This window comes from Nocardioides daphniae, from assembly GCF_004777465.1.
In the GTDB taxonomy this organism is placed as follows: Bacteria; Actinomycetota; Actinomycetes; order Propionibacteriales; family Nocardioidaceae; genus Nocardioides; species Nocardioides daphniae.
The window spans coordinates 2,663,823-2,680,753 of record NZ_CP038462.1 but is presented as its reverse complement, the minus strand read 5'-3'; the positions used below and the strand labels follow the sequence as shown (position 1 = coordinate 2,680,753).

16 protein-coding genes and 2 pseudogenes are annotated in these 16,931 nt (G+C 71.4%); 11 read left to right on the top strand and 7 right to left on the bottom strand.

Annotated features, from left to right (window positions below; translation table 11 throughout):
* Positions 1-4 precede the first annotated feature (4 nt).
* The 3 genes and pseudogenes from E2C04_RS22115 to E2C04_RS13165 all read right to left on the bottom strand — a co-directional run bounded on the left by E2C04_RS22115 (position 5) and on the right by E2C04_RS13165 (position 2,980).
* Positions 5-1,665, bottom strand: a pseudogene (locus E2C04_RS22115) (phospho-sugar mutase).
* Positions 1,666-1,789: 124 nt separating this feature from the next.
* Positions 1,790-2,281, bottom strand: coding sequence for a thiol peroxidase (gene tpx, locus E2C04_RS13170; RefSeq protein ID WP_135832941.1), 492 nt, complete (start codon positions 2,279-2,281; stop codon positions 1,790-1,792).
* Between the two features lie 39 nt (positions 2,282-2,320).
* Positions 2,321-2,980: a biliverdin-producing heme oxygenase gene (locus tag E2C04_RS13165; RefSeq protein ID WP_135832940.1), complete on the bottom strand. Its 660-nt coding sequence runs from the start codon at positions 2,978-2,980 to the stop codon at positions 2,321-2,323.
* Between the two features lie 145 nt (positions 2,981-3,125).
* Here E2C04_RS13165 and E2C04_RS13160 point away from each other — a divergent pair, with 145 nt between their 5' ends.
* From E2C04_RS13160 to E2C04_RS13135, 7 genes are all read left to right on the top strand, one after another.
* Positions 3,126-4,208 (top strand): heme/hemin ABC transporter substrate-binding protein, encoded by a 1,083-nt coding sequence (locus tag E2C04_RS13160; protein WP_238694291.1) that lies wholly within the window; start codon positions 3,126-3,128, stop codon positions 4,206-4,208.
* Positions 4,205-4,441 carry a hypothetical protein gene (locus E2C04_RS20110; RefSeq protein WP_238694290.1) on the top strand — a complete coding sequence of 79 codons (237 nt, stop codon included), beginning with the start codon at positions 4,205-4,207 and terminating at the stop codon, positions 4,439-4,441. The genes E2C04_RS13160 and E2C04_RS20110 overlap by 4 nt, the downstream gene beginning before the upstream one ends.
* Complete coding sequence (locus tag E2C04_RS13155; RefSeq protein ID WP_238694289.1) at positions 4,420-5,265, top strand: FecCD family ABC transporter permease; 846 nt, start codon at positions 4,420-4,422, stop codon at positions 5,263-5,265. Before E2C04_RS20110 ends, E2C04_RS13155 begins: the two co-directional genes overlap by 22 nt.
* Positions 5,265-6,074 carry a heme ABC transporter ATP-binding protein gene (locus E2C04_RS13150; protein ID WP_135832938.1) on the top strand — a complete coding sequence of 270 codons (810 nt, stop codon included), beginning with the start codon at positions 5,265-5,267 and terminating at the stop codon, positions 6,072-6,074. Before E2C04_RS13155 ends, E2C04_RS13150 begins: the two co-directional genes overlap by 1 nt.
* Positions 6,056-7,165: a hypothetical protein gene (locus tag E2C04_RS13145; protein ID WP_135832937.1), complete on the top strand. Its 1,110-nt coding sequence runs from the start codon at positions 6,056-6,058 to the stop codon at positions 7,163-7,165. Before E2C04_RS13150 ends, E2C04_RS13145 begins: the two co-directional genes overlap by 19 nt.
* Positions 7,166-7,884: 719 nt before the next feature.
* Positions 7,885-8,478 (top strand): hypothetical protein, encoded by a 594-nt coding sequence (locus E2C04_RS13140; protein WP_135832936.1) that lies wholly within the window; start codon positions 7,885-7,887, stop codon positions 8,476-8,478.
* Positions 8,479-8,510: 32 nt separating this feature from the next.
* Positions 8,511-9,884 carry an Ig-like domain repeat protein gene (locus E2C04_RS13135; protein WP_135832935.1) on the top strand — a complete coding sequence of 458 codons (1,374 nt, stop codon included), beginning with the start codon at positions 8,511-8,513 and terminating at the stop codon, positions 9,882-9,884.
* A gap of 98 nt (positions 9,885-9,982) precedes the next feature.
* Here the strand turns inward: E2C04_RS13135 and E2C04_RS13130 are convergent, their stop codons facing one another.
* Both E2C04_RS13130 and E2C04_RS13125 read right to left on the bottom strand, forming a co-directional pair.
* Positions 9,983-10,780, bottom strand: coding sequence for an NAD-dependent epimerase/dehydratase family protein (locus tag E2C04_RS13130; protein WP_135832934.1), 798 nt, complete (start codon positions 10,778-10,780; stop codon positions 9,983-9,985).
* A gap of 1 nt (position 10,781) precedes the next feature.
* Positions 10,782-11,583 (bottom strand): annotated as a pseudogene (locus E2C04_RS13125) (purine-nucleoside phosphorylase).
* Positions 11,584-11,629: 46 nt separating this feature from the next.
* On the opposite strand from E2C04_RS13125, the gene E2C04_RS13120 reads away from it, so the two are divergent.
* Both E2C04_RS13120 and E2C04_RS13115 read left to right on the top strand, forming a co-directional pair.
* On the top strand, positions 11,630-11,998 hold the full coding sequence (locus E2C04_RS13120) for a VOC family protein (protein WP_135832933.1): 369 nt from the start codon (positions 11,630-11,632) through the stop codon (positions 11,996-11,998).
* 42 nt (positions 11,999-12,040) lie between these two features.
* Positions 12,041-13,129 carry an FUSC family protein gene (locus tag E2C04_RS13115; protein WP_135832932.1) on the top strand — a complete coding sequence of 363 codons (1,089 nt, stop codon included), beginning with the start codon at positions 12,041-12,043 and terminating at the stop codon, positions 13,127-13,129.
* Here the strand turns inward: E2C04_RS13115 and E2C04_RS13110 are convergent.
* Entirely contained in the window at positions 13,058-13,600 is a 543-nt protein-coding gene (locus E2C04_RS13110; RefSeq protein ID WP_238694288.1) for a gamma-glutamylcyclotransferase family protein, read from the bottom strand. The two genes, E2C04_RS13115 and E2C04_RS13110, sit on opposite strands and share 72 nt — an antisense overlap.
* Positions 13,601-13,661: 61 nt before the next feature.
* Between E2C04_RS13110 and lpdA the strand changes: the two genes are divergently transcribed.
* Both lpdA and E2C04_RS13100 read left to right on the top strand, forming a co-directional pair.
* On the top strand, positions 13,662-15,068 hold the full coding sequence (gene lpdA, locus E2C04_RS13105) for a dihydrolipoyl dehydrogenase (RefSeq protein ID WP_135832931.1): 1,407 nt from the start codon (positions 13,662-13,664) through the stop codon (positions 15,066-15,068).
* Positions 15,069-15,121: 53 nt separating this feature from the next.
* On the top strand, positions 15,122-16,534 hold the full coding sequence (locus E2C04_RS13100; protein ID WP_135832930.1) for an NAD(P)H-quinone dehydrogenase: 1,413 nt from the start codon (positions 15,122-15,124) through the stop codon (positions 16,532-16,534).
* A 36-nt stretch (positions 16,535-16,570) separates the two neighbouring features.
* On the opposite strand, the gene E2C04_RS21045 is transcribed toward E2C04_RS13100, so the two are convergent.
* Complete coding sequence (locus E2C04_RS21045; protein ID WP_275106506.1) at positions 16,571-16,864, bottom strand: biotin/lipoyl-containing protein; 294 nt, start codon at positions 16,862-16,864, stop codon at positions 16,571-16,573.
* Between the last annotated feature and the right edge of the window lie 67 nt (positions 16,865-16,931).

Genomic DNA, 16,931 nt, shown 5'->3' with positions numbered 1-16,931 from the left:
ACCGTCAGAGGCCGGCTGCGCGGCGTACGTCGCCCTTGATCGCGTCGAGCCTGCCCGCCGCGGAGATGCGCGCGGCGTCGACACCGTCCTCCGGGTCGACCGGGATGACGACCTCGAGGTAGCACTTCACCTTGGGCTCGGTGCCGCTCGGGCGGACAATCACCCGCGCCCCCTCGGCGAGCGTGTAGCGCAGGCCGTCGGTCGGTGGCAGGTCGGCGCTGCCCAGGGAGAGGTCCTCGACCTTCTCCACGGCCAGCCCGCCCAGCGTTGTCGGGGGAGCCGAGCGCAGCCGCTCCATGGCCGCACCGATGCCCGCCAGGTCGGAGAAGCGCACCGAGAGCTGGTCGGTCGCGTGCAGGCCGTGCTCGAGGGCGATGTCGTCGAGGATGTCGACCAGGGTGCGGCCCTGGGCCTTCGACTGGGCCGCGAGCTCGCACAGCACCAGCAGCGCCGAGACGCCGTCCTTGTCCTTCACGTGCTCGGGGTCGACGCAGTAGCCCAGCGCCTCCTCGTAGCCGAACGCCAGACCCTCGAGGCGACCGATCCACTTGAAGCCGGTGAGGGTCTCCGCGCTCGGCTGGCCCGCCGCGCGCGCCATCCGACCGAGCAGCGACGAGGAGACGATCGAGGCGGCGTAGGTGCCCTGGCGGCCGCGGGAGAGCAGGTGGTGGGCGAGCAGCGCACCGACCTCGTCGCCGCGCAGCATCTGCCAGCCGTGCGGGCCCGGGACGGCCGCGGCGCACCGGTCGGCGTCGGGGTCGTTGGCCACCACCAGGTCGGCCCCCGGGCCTCGGCCAGCGCGAGCGCCATGTCCATGGCGCCCGGCTCCTCGGGGTTCGGGAAGGCGACCGTCGGGAAGTCGGGGTCGGGTGCGGCCTGGGCCTCGACGACGTACGGAGCGGGGAAGCCGGCCTGCGCGAGCACGCGGGTCACGGCGGTGCCGCCGACACCGTGCAGCGGGGTGTAGACGACGGAGAGGTCGCGGGGGCCGTCGCCCAGGAGGCCGACGACCGACTGCAGGTAGCGCTCGAGCAGGTCGTCGCCGACCACCTCGCCGGCGTCACCGCGCGGGACGGTGGAGAGCGGGCCCACCGCGGCGATCTGCTCGGCGATCTGGGAGTCGCTGGGCGGCACGATCTGGCTGCCGTCGCCCAGGTAGACCTTGTAGCCGTTGTCCTGGGGCGGGTTGTGGCTGGCCGTCACCATGACGCCTGCCACGCTGCCGAGGTCGCGGATGGCGAACGCCAGCACCGGGGTGGGCAGGGGGCGGGGGAGGACCAGCGCCCGCAGGCCGGCGCCCGTCACCACCTCGGCGGTGTCGCGCGCGAAGACGTCGGAGTTGTGGCGCGCGTCGTACCCGATCACGACGGAGTCGCCCGGCCCGGCGCCGTTGGCCTTGAGGTGGGCCACCAACCCGGCCGCGGCCCGCGTCACCACGACCCGGTTCATCCGGTTGGGGCCGGCACCCAGCGCACCGCGCAGGCCCGCCGTGCCGAACTCGAGCGTCCCGCGGAAGCGGTCGGCGAGGTCGGCTGCCGCGTCGGCGTCGCCACCGGCCGCGGCCGCCACGACCCCGGCGAGCTCGTCCCGGGTGGCCGGGTCCGGGTCGTCGGCCATCCAGTCGGTGGCGAGCTGGTGCAGGTCCGCGGCGGTCTCGAGGCTCATGCAGGCACGTTAACGTGCGGGCCCTCGCCCGGGAACGTCAGCGCCGGGAGAAGCCGAAGGCCGGTCCGTCGGGACGGACCGGCCTTCGGTTCGAGGTGCCTGCACCCCGGCGTACGAGCCCGGCTCAGAGAGCGGCGAGGACCGCGTCGTAGTCGGGCTCGGTGGTGATCTCGGGGACGACCTGGGTGTAGGAGACGGTGCCATCGGCCTCGACGACGACCACGGAGCGGGCCAGCAGGCCAGCCATCGGGCCGTCGGCCATGGTGACGCCGTAGTCCTGCCCGAAGGACGAGCGGAAGACGGAGCCCACGACGACGTTGTCGATGCCCTCGGCACCGCAGAAGCGGGCCTGGGCGAAGGGGAGGTCGGCCGAGACGTTGAGCACAACGGTGTCCTCAAGGTCGGCGGCGAGCTCGTTGAACTTGCGTACGCTCGCCGCGCAGATGCCGGTGTCGACGCTCGGGAAGATGTTCAGCACCAGGCGCTTGCCGCCCTGGTCGTTGGTCACCTGGGAGAGGCCTGCGCCGACGAGCTCGAAGTCCGGAGCCTTCGAGCCGACGGCCGGCAGGTCGCCGACGGTGTTGACGGGGTTGCCCTTGAATGCGGTGGTTGCCATGGCGCCCATCCTGTCACCTGCAGGCCAGCCCGACGAGCCTCAGCGCTGGTAGGAGGCCAGGTGCTGGCCGAGCTCGGCGAAGACCGACTGGTTGTGGCGGAAGGCGGACTGCACCTCGCGCACGGCCTCGGCGCGCTGCGCGTCGTCCAGCGGGAGGTGGTCGAGGCGCTCGCGGTAGTTTTCCTTGTAGACCTTCGCCTTGATGTCCTCGAAGTGGTACATCGCCAGGCCGCGACCCTCGAGGCCGAAGGTGCGGTCGAGGATCTTGCCGATCGCGAGGCCGCCGGAGAGGTCGCCCAGGTAACGGGTGTAGTGGTGCGCGACGATCGCGGGCGCGTTGCCGGAGGCGGCGTGGATGTCGGCCGCGTAGGCAGTCGCCGCCTCGTGCTGGCAGAGGCTCTCCTCGGGGGCGCCGGTGCTCAGCGCCTCGATGTCGGCCTCGATCGAGGCCAGGCGCTCCAGGGCGGGGTCGTGCATGACGGCGACGATCGGGTCGGTCGCGTTGTCGCGGGCGACCTCCTCGAGCGCGGCGTAGACGACGCGGAGCGACTTCAGGTAGTTGACGTAGCCGGCGAGGTTGACCTTGCCGTTCATCAGGTCGTCGATGAAGGTCGCGGCCTCGGCCTGGTCGTGCAGGTCCTGCGAGCCCTTCTTGAAGGCGACGGACAACGGGACGGTGGCTTGTTCGGTGATGGTCATGTTCGCTCTCGACTGGCCGGCTTCGGGGTGCTGACAATTGGTTAGGGTAGCCTAAGTTCTGTTAGCCTTCCCTAAGTAATTGGGATAGATGCTATATCCATTCACCTTCCTGGGAGAGCCGATGTCCGTTCGTCGTCTGTCAGCGGTGGCACCGCTCGTCGCTGCTGCCCTGGTCCTGAGCGCCTGCGGCATCGACACCTCCGGCTCCTCCGAGACGCGGAACGTCGCCGCGACCTCCGTGGCCCCTGACATCTCCGAGGTCGAGCCTGCCGCCGACCCGCGCGCCTTCACCGGCGTGGTGTCGCCGCGCGTGGACGAGACCGACATCGACCCCGTCGTGGAGGACCCCGAGCCCGAGCTGCCCGCCACCGTCACCGACGCGCAGGGCAACAAGGTCACCGTCACCGACGCCTCGCGCATCCTCGCGCTCGACCTCTACGGCACGCTCTCGCGCACCGTCTTCGAGCTCGGGCTGGGCGACCGCCTCGTCGGGCGTGACACCTCGACGCAGTTCGACCAGGCCCTCGACCTTCCGCTGGTCACCCCCAAGGGGCACGACCTCAGCGCTGAGGCCATCCTGGCGCTCGACCCCACCGTCATCATCAGCGACACCACCCTCGGCCCGATCGACGTGCTCCTCCAGATGGAGGAGGCGGGCATCCCGGTCGTCTGGGTGGAGTCCGACCGCAACCTGGGCAACGTCGGCGACCTGACCCGGATGACCGCCACGGCCCTCGGGTTGCCGGAGGCCGGCACGCTGCTGGCCGACCGCATCGACGCCGAGGTCGAGGAGGTCACAGCGAAGATCGCTGCCCAGGCCCCCGCCGACCGCGACGACCGTCTACGCACCGTCTTCCTCTACGTACGCGGCACCGCCGGCGTCTACTACATGTTCGGCCAGGGCTCCGGCGCCGACGACCTGATCGACGCGGTGGGCGCCTACGACGTCGCCGACGAGATCAAGTGGAAGGGCATGCGCCCGGTCACCGCCGAGGGCCTCGTCGCCGCCGCGCCCGAGCTCGTCGTCATGATGACCGGGGGACTGAAGTCGACCGGCGGCGTCGACGGCCTGCTCGAGAAGCTGCCCGCGCTGGCCCAGACGGCAGCCGGGCGCAACAAGCGCATCGTCACGGTCGACGACTCCCTGGTCCTGGGCTACGGGCCGAACACCGCCGACGTCCTCAACGCGCTCGCGGTCGCCGTGATCGCGCCCGAGGAGCTCTCGTGAGCCTGAGCCTCCCGCTGCCGGCCACCTCGACGAGCCGCCGGCTCGTCCTGGGCGCGCTGGCCGTCATGCTGCTGCTCGCCGTGGTCGCCGCGGCCGGGACGGGGCAGCTGGCGATCCCGGTCGACGAGGTCGTCGGCTCGGTGCTGCACAAGCTGGGGCTCGACTGGGGCGCGCTGCCGACCCACCCGCAGGGTGAGGCCACGCTGTGGCAGTGCGCTTCCCGCGGCTGGTGATGGCCGCCCTGGTGGGGGCCGCGCTGGCCTGTGCCGGTGCCGTCATGCAGGGCGTCTTCGGCAACCCGCTCGCGGAGCCGGGCGTCGTGGGCGTCTCCTCCGGCGCCGCGGTGGCGGCCGCCGCGATCATCGTCTTCGACCTGGCCACCTTCGGCGCCTGGACCGTCGCCCTGGGCGCCTTCGTCGGTGGACTGGTGACCACGTTCGCGGTCTACCTGCTGGCGCGCGACCACGGGCGTACGGAGGTCGTCACCCTGGTCCTGACCGGCGTCGCGATCAACGCGATGGCCGGCGCTGCGCTCGCCTTCCTGATGTTCCTCGGTGACACCTCGGCGCGCGAGGAGATCATCTTCTGGCAGATGGGCAGCCTCAACGGCTCACGCAACGAGCAGGTCGCCCTGGTGCTGCCGATCGCGCTGGTCGGGATCGTGGCGTCGTTGCTGATGGCCCGCCAGCTCGACCTTCTGGCCCTGGGCGACAAGGCCGCACGCCACGTCGGCGTCGACGTCGAGAAGCTGCGCGTCGTCGCCATCGTGGTGGTCGCCGTGCTGACCGCCGCCGCCGTCTCCTTCGCCGGCATCATCGCCTTCGTCGGCCTGATCGTCCCGCACCTGATGCGGATGGTCGTGGGCCCGGGCCACCGGGCGCTGGTGCCCGCCAGCGCGCTGGGCGGCGCAGTGCTCCTGGTCCTGGCGGACCTGTGGGCGCGCACCGCGATCGCCTACGCCGACCTGCCGATCGGGATGGTCACCTCGCTCATCGGCGGACCGGTCTTCTTCTGGCTGCTGCGCCGCGCCCGGCGCACGGCGGGCGGGTGGGCCTGATGGCCGGCCCCGTCGCGCTGCGCGCCACCGACGTCACTCTCTCCTTCGGGGAGGCCACGATCCTCGACGGCGTCGACCTCGAGGTGCGCCACGGCGAGGTCGTCGCGCTGGTCGGCCCCAACGGTGCCGGCAAGTCGACCCTGCTCTCGCTGCTCTCCGGCGACGTCGACCCCGACAGCGGCCGCGTCGAGCTCAACGGCGTCGCGATCACCGGCCAGGACGCGGGCTCGCTCGCCCGCCAGCGCGCCGTGCTGCTGCAGCGGCACACCCTCGCCTTCGGCTTCCGGGCCCGTGAGGTCGTGGAGATGGGGCGGTCGGTGTGGCGGCGCACGGAGCGTGCCGAGCACGACGACGAGGTCGTCGAGTGGGCCATGGAGGTCGCCGACGTCACCCACCTGGCCTCGCGGGTCGTGCCGACGCTGTCGGGCGGCGAGCAGGCTCGCGTCTCGTTCGCGAGGCTGCTCGCCCAGGACGTCGAGGTGCACCTGCTCGACGAGCCCACCGCGGCGCTCGACATCAAGCACCAGGAGGCCGTGCTCGAGCAGGCCCGCGGGAGCGCCGCGCGCGGAGCGGCGGTCGTCGTCGTGCTCCACGACCTCAGCCTCGCGGCGGCGTACGCGGACCGCATCTGCGTGCTGGCCAAGGGGCGCGTGCGCGCCTGCGGTGCGCCCCTCGAGGTGCTCACCAGTGACCTGCTCAGTGACGTGTACGAGCACCCCGTCGAGGTGTTCCACCACGCCGGAAACCTGCTCGTGGTGCCGGTGCGCACCCGGGAGTCGAAGGAGTCGTCGTGCCCCGTCGTCCGCTGAAGGCGCACGCCCACCCCGCCGCCCGAGCGGCCCTCGCCGCCGTGGTCGCGAGCGCGGCCCTCACGGTCGGCGCGACGAGCCCGGCCCACGCGGCCGGTGACGTCACCGTCGACGCCGGCGGCCGGGGTGCGGTGATCGACCGGACGTACTCGACCGAGCTGCGCGTGCGCGGTACCGGCTTCCAGTCGGTCAAGGGCGGTCACGGCGGCATCTACGTCTGGTTCGGCACCGTGAACGGCGACTGGCGCCCGAGCAAGGGCGGCAAGTCGGGCGTCAACTACGTCTACGTGCCCGACAGCGAGACCAAGGACAATGCCGGCTTCCAGCGCTACGTCGCCTTCCCGGGCTCATCGACCGCGGCGTCGGCCAACGGCGGCACGATGTCGGCCTCCGGCGCCTGGGACGTGAAGCTCATGGTGCCCGGCCCGACCTTCACCGCGGTCGGGCGCAACGGCAAGGCCACCGAGGTCGACTGCCGCAAGGTCACCTGCGGGGTCATCACCATCGGCGCCCACGGCGTGCGCAACGGCAACAACGAGACCTTCACGCCGGTCCGCCTGGCCGACCTCTCCGGCACCCCGGCGGCCCAGCAGCCGGCGACCGACGAGCCCGGCAACGCTCCTGCGGCCGCGCAGGCCGGGGGAGCGCCCGCCGCGACGCCGGTGAAGGCCGCCAAGGGCCCCGCGAAGCTGACCGTCGACCACGCGTCTGCCTTCAGCGGCCGGGCGATGTCCTTCACCGTCACCAACCTGACGCCCGGCGAGCAGCTCACCGTCGTCCTGGACGACGGTCTCGCGGCCTCCGGTCCCTTCGTGGTGGGGGCCGACGGGGTCGCCACCGGGGTCGTGTCGTTGCCGGCCTCGTTGGGCGGAGGCACCCACGAGCTGCGCGTCTTCGGCGCGTCGAAGAAGGCGTCGCTGAAGTTCGGCGTCTCCCGCGACCCCGATGCCGAGCCCGTCAGCGCCGAGGTCTCCGAGTCCGAGCGCCCGGTCGGCGCCTGGGTCTTCGCCGGCGTGGCCGGACTGGTCTTCCTCGCCTCCCTCGTGGTGGCGCTGCGTCGGATCGTGCGAGGCCGTCGTGCGCAGGCGTGACGTCGCCTCGCTGGTGGCGGCGGGCGTCCTGGCGGCTGCCGGTGTGCTGGCCCTGCCGCTGGGTGCTGCGGCGACCGACGGTTCGGTGCCGCACGCCGAGCCCACCGCGACCGCGGAGCCGAGCCCGAGCCCCTCGCCCAGCCCCACGGCCGAGCCGAGCCCGACGAGCACGCCGAGCCCGACGGCCTCACCCTCCCCGACGTCGACCCCGGCACCGGGCGGCGAGGTCACGGTCGACGACGCCGTCTTCACCTGGTCGATGAGCGACCAGACCAACGCGCTGTCGCACAACCCCGGCGCCATCAACTTCCTCGCCGCCGGCGAGGCCAACCCCGGACGGGGCGGCGCGAAGCTGCCCGAGTCGAAGTGGAGGGCGACCTCGGGCAGCGTCACCATCCAGAAGCAGGCCGCGTCCGGCGCCTGGCGTACGGCCACCTGGAAGGGCCTCGGCACCGACGCCCACGGCGAGAAGATCGGCGTCCACGGCCCGTTCTCGGGGCACCGCGTGCGGCTGACCGACGGCACGGGCACGATCGACGCCGCTGCGGACGACGCCGCCCTCTCGTGGAAGGGCACCTGGGACGGTCGTCTACTACGCCGGCAACACCGTCTTCACGCTCTCCGACCCTCGCCTCACCCTCACCGGTGGCGACGGCCAGCTGCGCGCCACCGGCGGGGGATGGGCGGCCGACCGCGCCGACCCCACGAAATGGAAGCGGGTGCCGAGCCAGGACGTCCCCGTCGTCACCCTCAGCGACGTCGACGTGACCGCCGCCGGCCTCGTCGTGACCCCCGACTACGCGGGGCACGTGGTCGAGGGCACCGTCCCGCAGAAGCGCACCGGCGAGCACTGGGGTGCCTTCCCGCAGGAGTTCGTCACCTTCCTCGAGCCCATGGGCACCGACCAGTTCTGGTACTCCACCGGTCTGCAGTCCGACTGGACCAAGCTGCCCACCCCGATCCGGGTGGCCGTGGCCGGCACCACGGTCAAGGAGCCGCCGCCCGCGCCGAAGCCCGAGAGGGCGGACCCGACCAACGCGGTCACCCTCCCGCCGGCCCCGACAGGCCCCGTGGCGGCCCCTGCCCTTCCCGGTCAGGTGCCGATGGCAGACCTTCCCGCCGTCGGCGCACCCGACCCCACGTCGTACGGCACCTCCCTCGGCCCGGTGTCGGTGGAGGCAGCCGCGGCCGTGGACGACGTCCGGCTCGCGTCGGCGCGTGCGTCCCACACCCCCTGGGTGGTCGGAGGAGTCCTGCTCCTCGGTGCCGCCCTCCTGCTCCTCGTGCCCGTTCGCGGACGCGTTGCCCGCTGACGGACGTCAGCAACACACCGAAAGGAACACCCATGAAGTCGCTCATGCGCACCGCACGTCGCGGCGCTGCCGCCGGCATCTCCGGCGTGCTCGTCGCTGGCGTCCTCGCCGGGCTGGCCGCAGCCCCGGCGAACGCAGCTCCCGCTCGAGGTCTCAGCTGGAACGTCTCCGACCAGTTCCAGACCCACCTGAACACCCAGACGCCGCTCGGCGCCGCCACCTACGACGCCACGACGAAGGACGCCACCTTCCCGCTGGAGTCGGTCACGACCGCCGGCGCCGTCACGACGTACACCTTCGACGGTGGCCTCAAGGGTGCCTTCGCCTTCGGTGGCACGGAGCTCTACTCGATCCACCTCAACGACCCGAAGCTGGTCGTCGAGGCCGACGGCTCGGGCGAGCTGCGCGCGACCGTCAACTCGGTGGGGTCCAACACCGACGCGACCGTCGTCTTCCCGAGCGCAGGTCCGCGCGAGGTCACCGTGACCGAGTTCGCGGCCTCCACCAAGGCCGGCGGCGTCCTCACCGCGACCCCGAGGTGGGAGGGCGTCCTCGCCCCCGACTCCACCGAGGCGAACGACCTGGGCATCGCGGCGGGCTACCCGACGCTGGGCAAGTCGTTCGACCCGGAGCTCCTCGGTGCCCTGCACCCGGACGTGCGCAGCACCTTCTACTGGAGCAACCGCGGCTCCGCCGAGAGCAACGCCCGCAAGGCTCCCTCAACGCTGGTCGTCGACGCGCAGCCGACGCCTGCGGTGAAGCTGACGACCACGCTCAACTCGCCCAAGGAGGGCGTCCAGGTCAAGGTCGAGGGCAAGGGCTTCACCCCGGTCACCAACCCCGGTGACGACGGCGTCTACGTCGTGATGGCTCCTGCCAACGAGAAGATCGACCGCAGCGACTCCTCCGGCATCGACAAGTACCCGGCGGCGTACGTGCCGGCTGCTGCCTTCAACGGCAACGACTTCGTCACCGTCGTCTCGGCCAACCCCGCCGAGCTCAAGAAACACACGCAGTACGCCATCTTCACCTGGCAGGCGCACCGGAACTCGAACGCGACGCAGGACACCAGGACCCTCGTCTCGATCGACTGGTCGAAGTGGAAGGTGGTCGCCAAGACCGCCGTCAAGGTGAACAAGAAGGCCACCCGCAAGAAGGCCGGCAAGGCCACCGTCACGATCACTGCAACGAAGCCCAAGGCCACCGGCCGGGTGAAGGTGACGCTGCGGATCCCCGGCATCAAGAAGGCCAAGGTCCTCACGCCGAAGCTCAACAAGCAGGGCAAGGTGGTCGTGAAGCTGCCGAAGGCCAAGAAGAAGGGCAAGTACTCGGTCGTCGTCACCTACGCCGGCGACAAGAACTACAAGGCCGCGAAGAAGAAGGCCGCCTCCTTCAAGGTCAAGTGACAGCTGCGTGACGCCGGGCTGCCCCGGCGCCACCCGTCATGACGACGAGGCCGGATCCCGACGGGGATCCGGCCTCGTTGCCTGTTGACGGCCGGTGCTCAGGGGGAGGGGACCGCCGGGCGGTAGAACTCCTCGGTCGCGAAGGGCCCGCCGACGGTCGCCGCCTCGACGGCGTCCTCGTCGCGCTCGGGGAGACGACCGGCGTACGCTGCCGCGTCGTCCTGCGGGTGGTAGCCCAGCGCGCGCCCCGGCTCCAGGTCCCACCACGCGTCGCGGTTGGCCGAGATGCCGTAGAGCACCGCGAAGCCGGGCGCGGGCGTCTCGAGGGCCGCGCGCACCATGCGTACGCAGTCGGCCGGTGACAGCCACGTCGAGAGGTGGCGTCGGGTGGTCGGCTCCGGCAGGAACGAGCCGATGCGGCAGGCCACCGCGTCGATGCCGTACCGGTCGGCGTACAGGCTCAACAGTGCCTCGGCAGCCACCTTGCCGACGCCGTAGAAGGTGTCGGGGCGCGGCCGGGCGTCGACACCCACCAGGTCGGTGCGCGGCGTACGCCCCACGGCGTGGTTGCTGGAGGCGTAGACGATGCGCGGCACGTCGTGCTCGACCATCGCGTCGAGCAGAGCGGCGGTGGTGACCACGTGCGAGCTCAGGGAACCCTGGAGGTCGAGCTCGTCGGGGTGCCCGGCGAGGTGCACGACCGCCGAGAACGAGTGCGCGCCGAAGACCTCGGCCACCGCACCCGGGTCGGTGCAGTCGCCGGTGTGCCACTGGGCGTCGACGCCGTCCGGGGCCGGGACCAGGTCGAGGCCGACGACCTCGACACCGTCGGCCAGCAGGGCGGCGACCACCACCCGGCCGATGGAGCCGGCCGCGCCGGTGACCAGGACGCGCACGTCAGATCCTCGGGACGATCTGGCCGAGCAGCTCGCCCATCCGGGACGCTGCGGAGCGGCCCGCCTCGAGCACCTCCTCGTGGTTGAGCGGGGCGTCGCTGATGCCCGCGGCCAGGTTGGTGACCAGGCTGATGCCGAGGATCTCCATGCCGGCCTGACGGGCCGCGATCGCCTCCAGCGTCGTGCTCATGCCGACCAGGTGGCCGCCGAGCACGGCGGCCATCCGCACCTCGGCCGGGGTCTCGTAGTGCGGGCCGGGGAACTGCACGTAGACGCCCTCGTCGAGGGTCGGGTCGACCTCGCGGCAGAGCTCGCGCAGGCGCGGGCTGTAGAGGTCGGTGAGGTCGACGAAGTTGGCGCCCTCGATGGGAGAGGTGGCGGTGAGGTTGATGTGGTCGCTGATCAGGGACCGGGGTGCCGGGCGTCCAGGTCTCCTTGAGGCCGCCGCAGCCGTTCGTCAGCACGATCGCACGGCAGCCGGCTGCCGCGGCGGTACGGATCGGGTGCACGACCGCGCGGACGCCCTTGCCCTCGTAGAAGTGGGTGCGCGACAGGAAGACCAGCACGTTGCGGTCGCCGACCTTGATCGAGCGGATCCTGCCGGAGTGCCCGGCGACCCCGGCGGCGTGGAAGCCGGGCAGGTCGGTGGTGGCGATCTCGGCGGTGGCCGGACCGAGCGCGTCGACGGCGGGCAGCCAGCCGGAGCCGAGGACCAGGGCGATGTCGTGGGACTCGACGCCGGTCAGGTCGCGGAGCGTGGCAGCGGCCTGGTCGGCCAGGACGAAGGGGTCGTGATCGGTCATTGCTCGATCCTAGGTTTTGTCGGTGGTCGGGTGCACGATCGGAGGCATGATCAGTCACCTGGGAATCAACCGCACCGACATGGAGCGGGCCGGTGAGTTCTACGACCGGACGCTCGCCGTGCTGGGCCATCGGCGCCTGCTCGACCACGGGGTCGCCATCGGCTACGGCACCACCTCGCCGGACTTCTGGATCGGCACCTTCGACGGCATCGGCCCCAACCGCGAGGTCCACGTCGCCTTCTCCGCGGCCGACGCGACCACCGTCGACGCCTGGTTCGCCGAGGCGGTGGCCTGCGGCGCGGAGGTGCTCCACGAGCCGAGGTTCTGGCCGGAGTACCACGAGGGCTACTACGGCGCCTTCGTCCGCGACCCCGACGGCAACAACGTGGAGGCATGCTGCGCCGTGGCCACCTGAGCGGTGGGACAAGATGGACCGGTGAGTGGTGACCATTCCCTGTTGAGAGCGTTGTCGCTGGGTGCTGACCTGACCGTGCGCCAGCGCCTGGAGAAGGTGCGCAAGCGCTGGCGTTTGATGCTGCGCCTCGGCGTCGCGACCTCGGGGGCGTACGCGATCTCGACGCTGATCCTCGGGCACGAGCAGGCGTTCTTCGCGCCGGTCTCCGCCGTGATCGTGCTGCTCGCCGGCGTCGGGCTCCGCCAGCGCCTGCTGCTCGAGCTGATCCTGGGGGTCTCCCTCGGTGTCCTCGTCGGGGAGATGCTGATCCTCACCATCGGCCGGGGTGTGTGGCAGCTGGCGCTGATCGTGGTGATCACCCTCGTCGTCGCCACCTTCGCCGGCTTCAAGGGGGTGGCGCTGACCCAGGCGACGAACTCCGCCGTGCTGCTCGCCGCCGTGGTGCCCGCCGCAGGCTCGTCCAACCCTGCGACGACGCGCTTCATCGACGCCCTGATCGGCGGCTGCTGCGCCCTGGTCATGGTGGTGCTGCTCCCGCGCAACCCGACGCGCGACATCGACCTCGAGGTCCGACCGCTGATCAGCGACCTCAGGGGCATCCTCGAGTCCCTGGCCCGGGCCATGCGCGAGAGCGACGCACCTGCCGCGCACGAAGCCCTGACCCGGGCGCGGGGCCTCCAGGACAAGGTCAACACCGCCCTCACCACCGCCGCCAACGTGCGCGAGGTGGCGGCGATCTCGCCGATGCGCTGGCGTCAGCGTCCGGAGGTGGAGCGCTACGCCTCCGTCCTGGTCGACGTCGACAACGCGATCCGCGACGCCCGGGTGCTGGCCCGCCGGGTGGCGACGATGATCCGCCTGGGTGAGCGTCCCGGCGACGACCTCGCCTCCGCGGTCGAGGAGCTGGCCCGCGGAATCGGCGTCTTCCAGGACCACCTGGCCGACCCGGGGGAGCGGGCCCGAGCGGAGAACCGGCTCGTCGAGGCCGTTCGGCTCGCGATGGAGGCGATGACCCAGGAGATGACGCTCAACCGGGCCGCGGTCGCCGCCCAGATCCGGTCACTGGCCGCCGACGTGCTCTTCGCCGGCGGGATGACCCGCGACGAGCTGGACGTACGCCTCAGCTTCTGACCGGGGTAGGCCCCCCTGGTCAGTGGCCGATGGAGCGGCACGGCCGGTTGCGCAGCCCGGTGACGTAGTCGGCCGGCGCGTCGGCCGCCTCCGCGGCCTCGGCGAGCGTGCCGAGGTGCAGCGCGCTGGCAGGCCACCCTCGTACGCGTCGAGCACGTAGGTCCAGGCGAGCACCTCGCCGGTCATGCCAGCAACCCGGACGCGGGTCTTGCGGTAGAGGCCGGTGTCGGCCGACTCCCACTGGTCCAGCGCGGCCTCGTCCTCGGGGGAGACGTCGTACAGCGCGACGAAGACCTGCTCGATGGGGTCCTCGACGAGGGTGACCAGCGCGCCGTCCCAGCCGAGCTCCTCGCCACCGAAGGTGAGGCGCCACCCGGTCAGCCACCCGGTGCTGCGCAGGGGCGAGTGCGGACAGCGCTCACTCATGCGGCGAGGGTCGAGGTTCGTCCCGTAGGCGGCGTAGAGCGTCACGAACCGAAGGGTAACGACTCCGGATGGGAACTCGCGCCCGGCAGGGCATAAACTCGGACTCGTGACTGACTCCGCGACTCACTTCGACCTTGTCGTCCTCGGTGCTGGCCCCGGTGGCTACGTCGCCGCGATCCGTGCCTCCCAGCTCGGCCTGAAGGTGGCCGTGGTGGAGAAGCAGTACTGGGGTGGTGTCTGCCTCAACGTCGGCTGCATCCCCTCGAAGGCGCTGCTCGCCAACGCCGAGCTCGCCCACACGCTCACCCACGACAAGGCCAAGTTCGGCATCGAGGGTGACGCCACCATGTCCTACGGCCCGACGCACAAGCGTTCGCGCCAGGTGAGCGCCGGCATCGTCAAGGGCGTCCACTTCCTCATGAAGAAGAACAAGATCACCGAGGTCGACGGCTGGGGCACCCTGACCTCGCCGACCTCGATGTCGGTCGCGCTCAACGACGGCTCCACCAGCGAGCTCTCCTTCGACAACCTGATCATCGCCGCCGGTGCGACCGTGCGCCTGCTGCCGGGCATCGAGGTCTCCGAGAACGTCGTCACCTACGAGGAGCAGATCCTCGACGCCGAGCTCCCGAAGTCGATCATCATCGGTGGCTCCGGCGCGATTGGCGTCGAGTTCGCCTACGTCATGAAGAACTTCGGCGTCGACGTCACCATCGTCGAGTTCGCCGACCGGATGGTGCCCGCCGAGGACGCGGACATCTCCAAGGAGCTCTTCAAGCACTACAAGAAGCTCGGTGTGAAGGTCCTCCTCTCGACCAAGGTCGAGAAGGTCGAGGACACCGGCTCCGGCGTCAAGGTCACCGTCTCCCCGGCCGCGGGCGGCGACGCCCAGGTCCTCGAGGCGGACAAGATGCTGGCCGCCTTCGGCTTCGCCCCCCGCCTCGAGGGCTACGGCCTCGAGAGCCTCGGCGTCGAGACTGAGCGCGGTGCGATCAAGGTCGACGCCCGCGGTCGTACGAACGTCGACGGCGTCTACGCCATCGGTGACGTCACCGGCAAGATGATGCTGGCCCACGTCGCCGAGGCCATGGGCATCGTCGCGGCCGAGACCATCGCCGACGCGGAGACCATGGAGATCGACTTCGACATGATTCCGCGCGCGACCTACTGCCACCCGCAGATCGGCTCGTTCGGCTACTCCGAGCAGCAGGCCCGCGACAAGGGTTACGACGTCAAGACCGCGACGTTCCCCTTCGCCGCCAACGGCAAGGCCGCCGGTCTCGGCGACACCACCGGTTTCGTGAAGGTCGTCGCCGACGCCAAGTACAACGAGATCCTCGGCGCCCACATGATCGGCCCGAACGTCACCGAGCTCCTCCCGGTGCTGACGATGGCGCAGCGCTTCGACCTCACCGCCGACGAGGTGGGTCGCAACGTCTTCGCCCACCCGACGCTGTCCGAGGCCGTCAAGGAAGCCGTGGAAGGCATCGCCGGCCACATGATCAACTTCTGATCGGCCGGTCAGTCAGTCAGCCAGATCCACAGCACGTGAGGGGAAGCACCGACATGAATCGGGTCGTGATCATCGGTGGAGGCCCCGGAGGCTACGAGGCCGCCCACGTCGCCGCCCAGCTGGGCGCCGACGTGACGGTCGTCGACAGTGACGGGCTCGGAGGGTCCGCGGTCCTCACCGACTGCGTGCCCTCCAAGACCCTGATCGCCGCCGCCGAGGTGATGAGCGACGTCGCGCACGCGGTCGAGCTCGGCATCACGTACCACGATGAGGACGACGCCGCGGCCCTCGGGCACATGCGCGTCGACCTGCGTCGCATCAACGAGCGGGTCAAGTCGCTGGCGGCCGAGCAGTCGGCCGACATCGCCGCCGGGCTCGAGCGTGGCGGCGTACGCATCGTGCGCGGCCGCGGTCGCCTCGACGGTCCGTCGCGGGTCGTCGTCGACCTCAACGACGGTGGCACCGAGACGTTGGAGGCCGGCACGGTCCTCATCGCCACCGGTGCCGCGCCGCGTACGCTGCCCACCGCGCAGCCCGACGGCGAGCGCATCCTCACCTGGGAGCAGGTCTACGACCTCGACGAGGTGCCGGAGTCGCTGGTCGTGGTCGGCTCGGGAGTGACGGGCGCGGAGTTCGCCTCCGCCTACCTGGCGCTCGGGATCCCGGTGACGCTCGTGTCGTCGCGCGACCGGGTGCTGCCCGGCGAGGACGCCGACGCGTCGCTGGTGCTCGAGGAGGTCGCGAAGCGACGCGGCATGAACGTCTTGTCGAAGTCGCGCATGGAGTCGGTCACCCGCAACGGCGACCGGGTCACGGTCACGCTCACCGACGGTCGCACCGTCGAGGCCTCGCACGTCATCCTCGCGCTGGGCTCGATCCCGAAGACCGAGGGGCTCGGCCTCGAGGAGGCCGGGATCGCGGTCGACGAGGGCGGCTTCATCAAGGTCGACCGGGTCTCCCGTACGAGCGTGCGGGGCGTCTACGCGGCCGGCGACTGCACCGGCGTGCTGATGCTCGCCTCGGTGGCCGCCATGCAGGGTCGCATCGCGATGTGGCACTCGCTCGGCGACGCGGTCGCTCCGCTGGACCTCAAGAAGGTCTCCTCCAACGTCTTCACGGCACCGGAGATCGCCACGGTCGGTTGGTCGCAGCAGGCCGTCGACGCGGGCGAGATCGACGCGGAGGTCGTGATGCTGCCGTTGGCCGGCAACGCACGGGCCAAGATGCAGGGCGTCGAGGACGGGTTCGTCAAGCTCTTCTGCCGCCGCGGCACCGGCATCGTCGTCGGTGGCGTCGTCGTCGGGCCGAAGGCGAGCGAGCTGATCCACCCGCTCTCCGTCGCGGTGGCGGGCTCACTGACGGCTGACGCGCTGGCGCAGGCCTTCACGGTCTACCCGTCGATGAGCGGCTCGGTGGCCGAGGCCGCCCGCCGCCTGCACCACGTGGACATCTCGCAGTTCTTCTGAGCCCAGCCTCGCGACCCAGCCTCGCGACCCGGGCCGTCAGGCCAGGTCAACGAGGGCGTCCCCGCCGGAGACGGCGCGGGTGCCCTCGAAGGCCACGGCCACGACGGTCCCGGCCCGCGGCGCGGTGATCGGCGCCTCCATCTTCATCGCCTCGAGCACCGCCAGCACCTCGCCGGACTCGACGCGCGCGCCTGCCTCCACGAGGACCGTGACGAGCCCCTGGAAGGGGCGGCGACCCTCAGGGGGGCCGTGGTCGCGGTGTCGTCGGGTTGCTCGTCGGGCATGCGACCAGCGTAGTCGGCGGGCTCCTTGCGGTCCGTTGATCGCCACCGGGACCACTCAGGGAACTACAGAAATGTAGTTCTCGCGATGATGGTGCGTTCGCCGCGGACGTGTG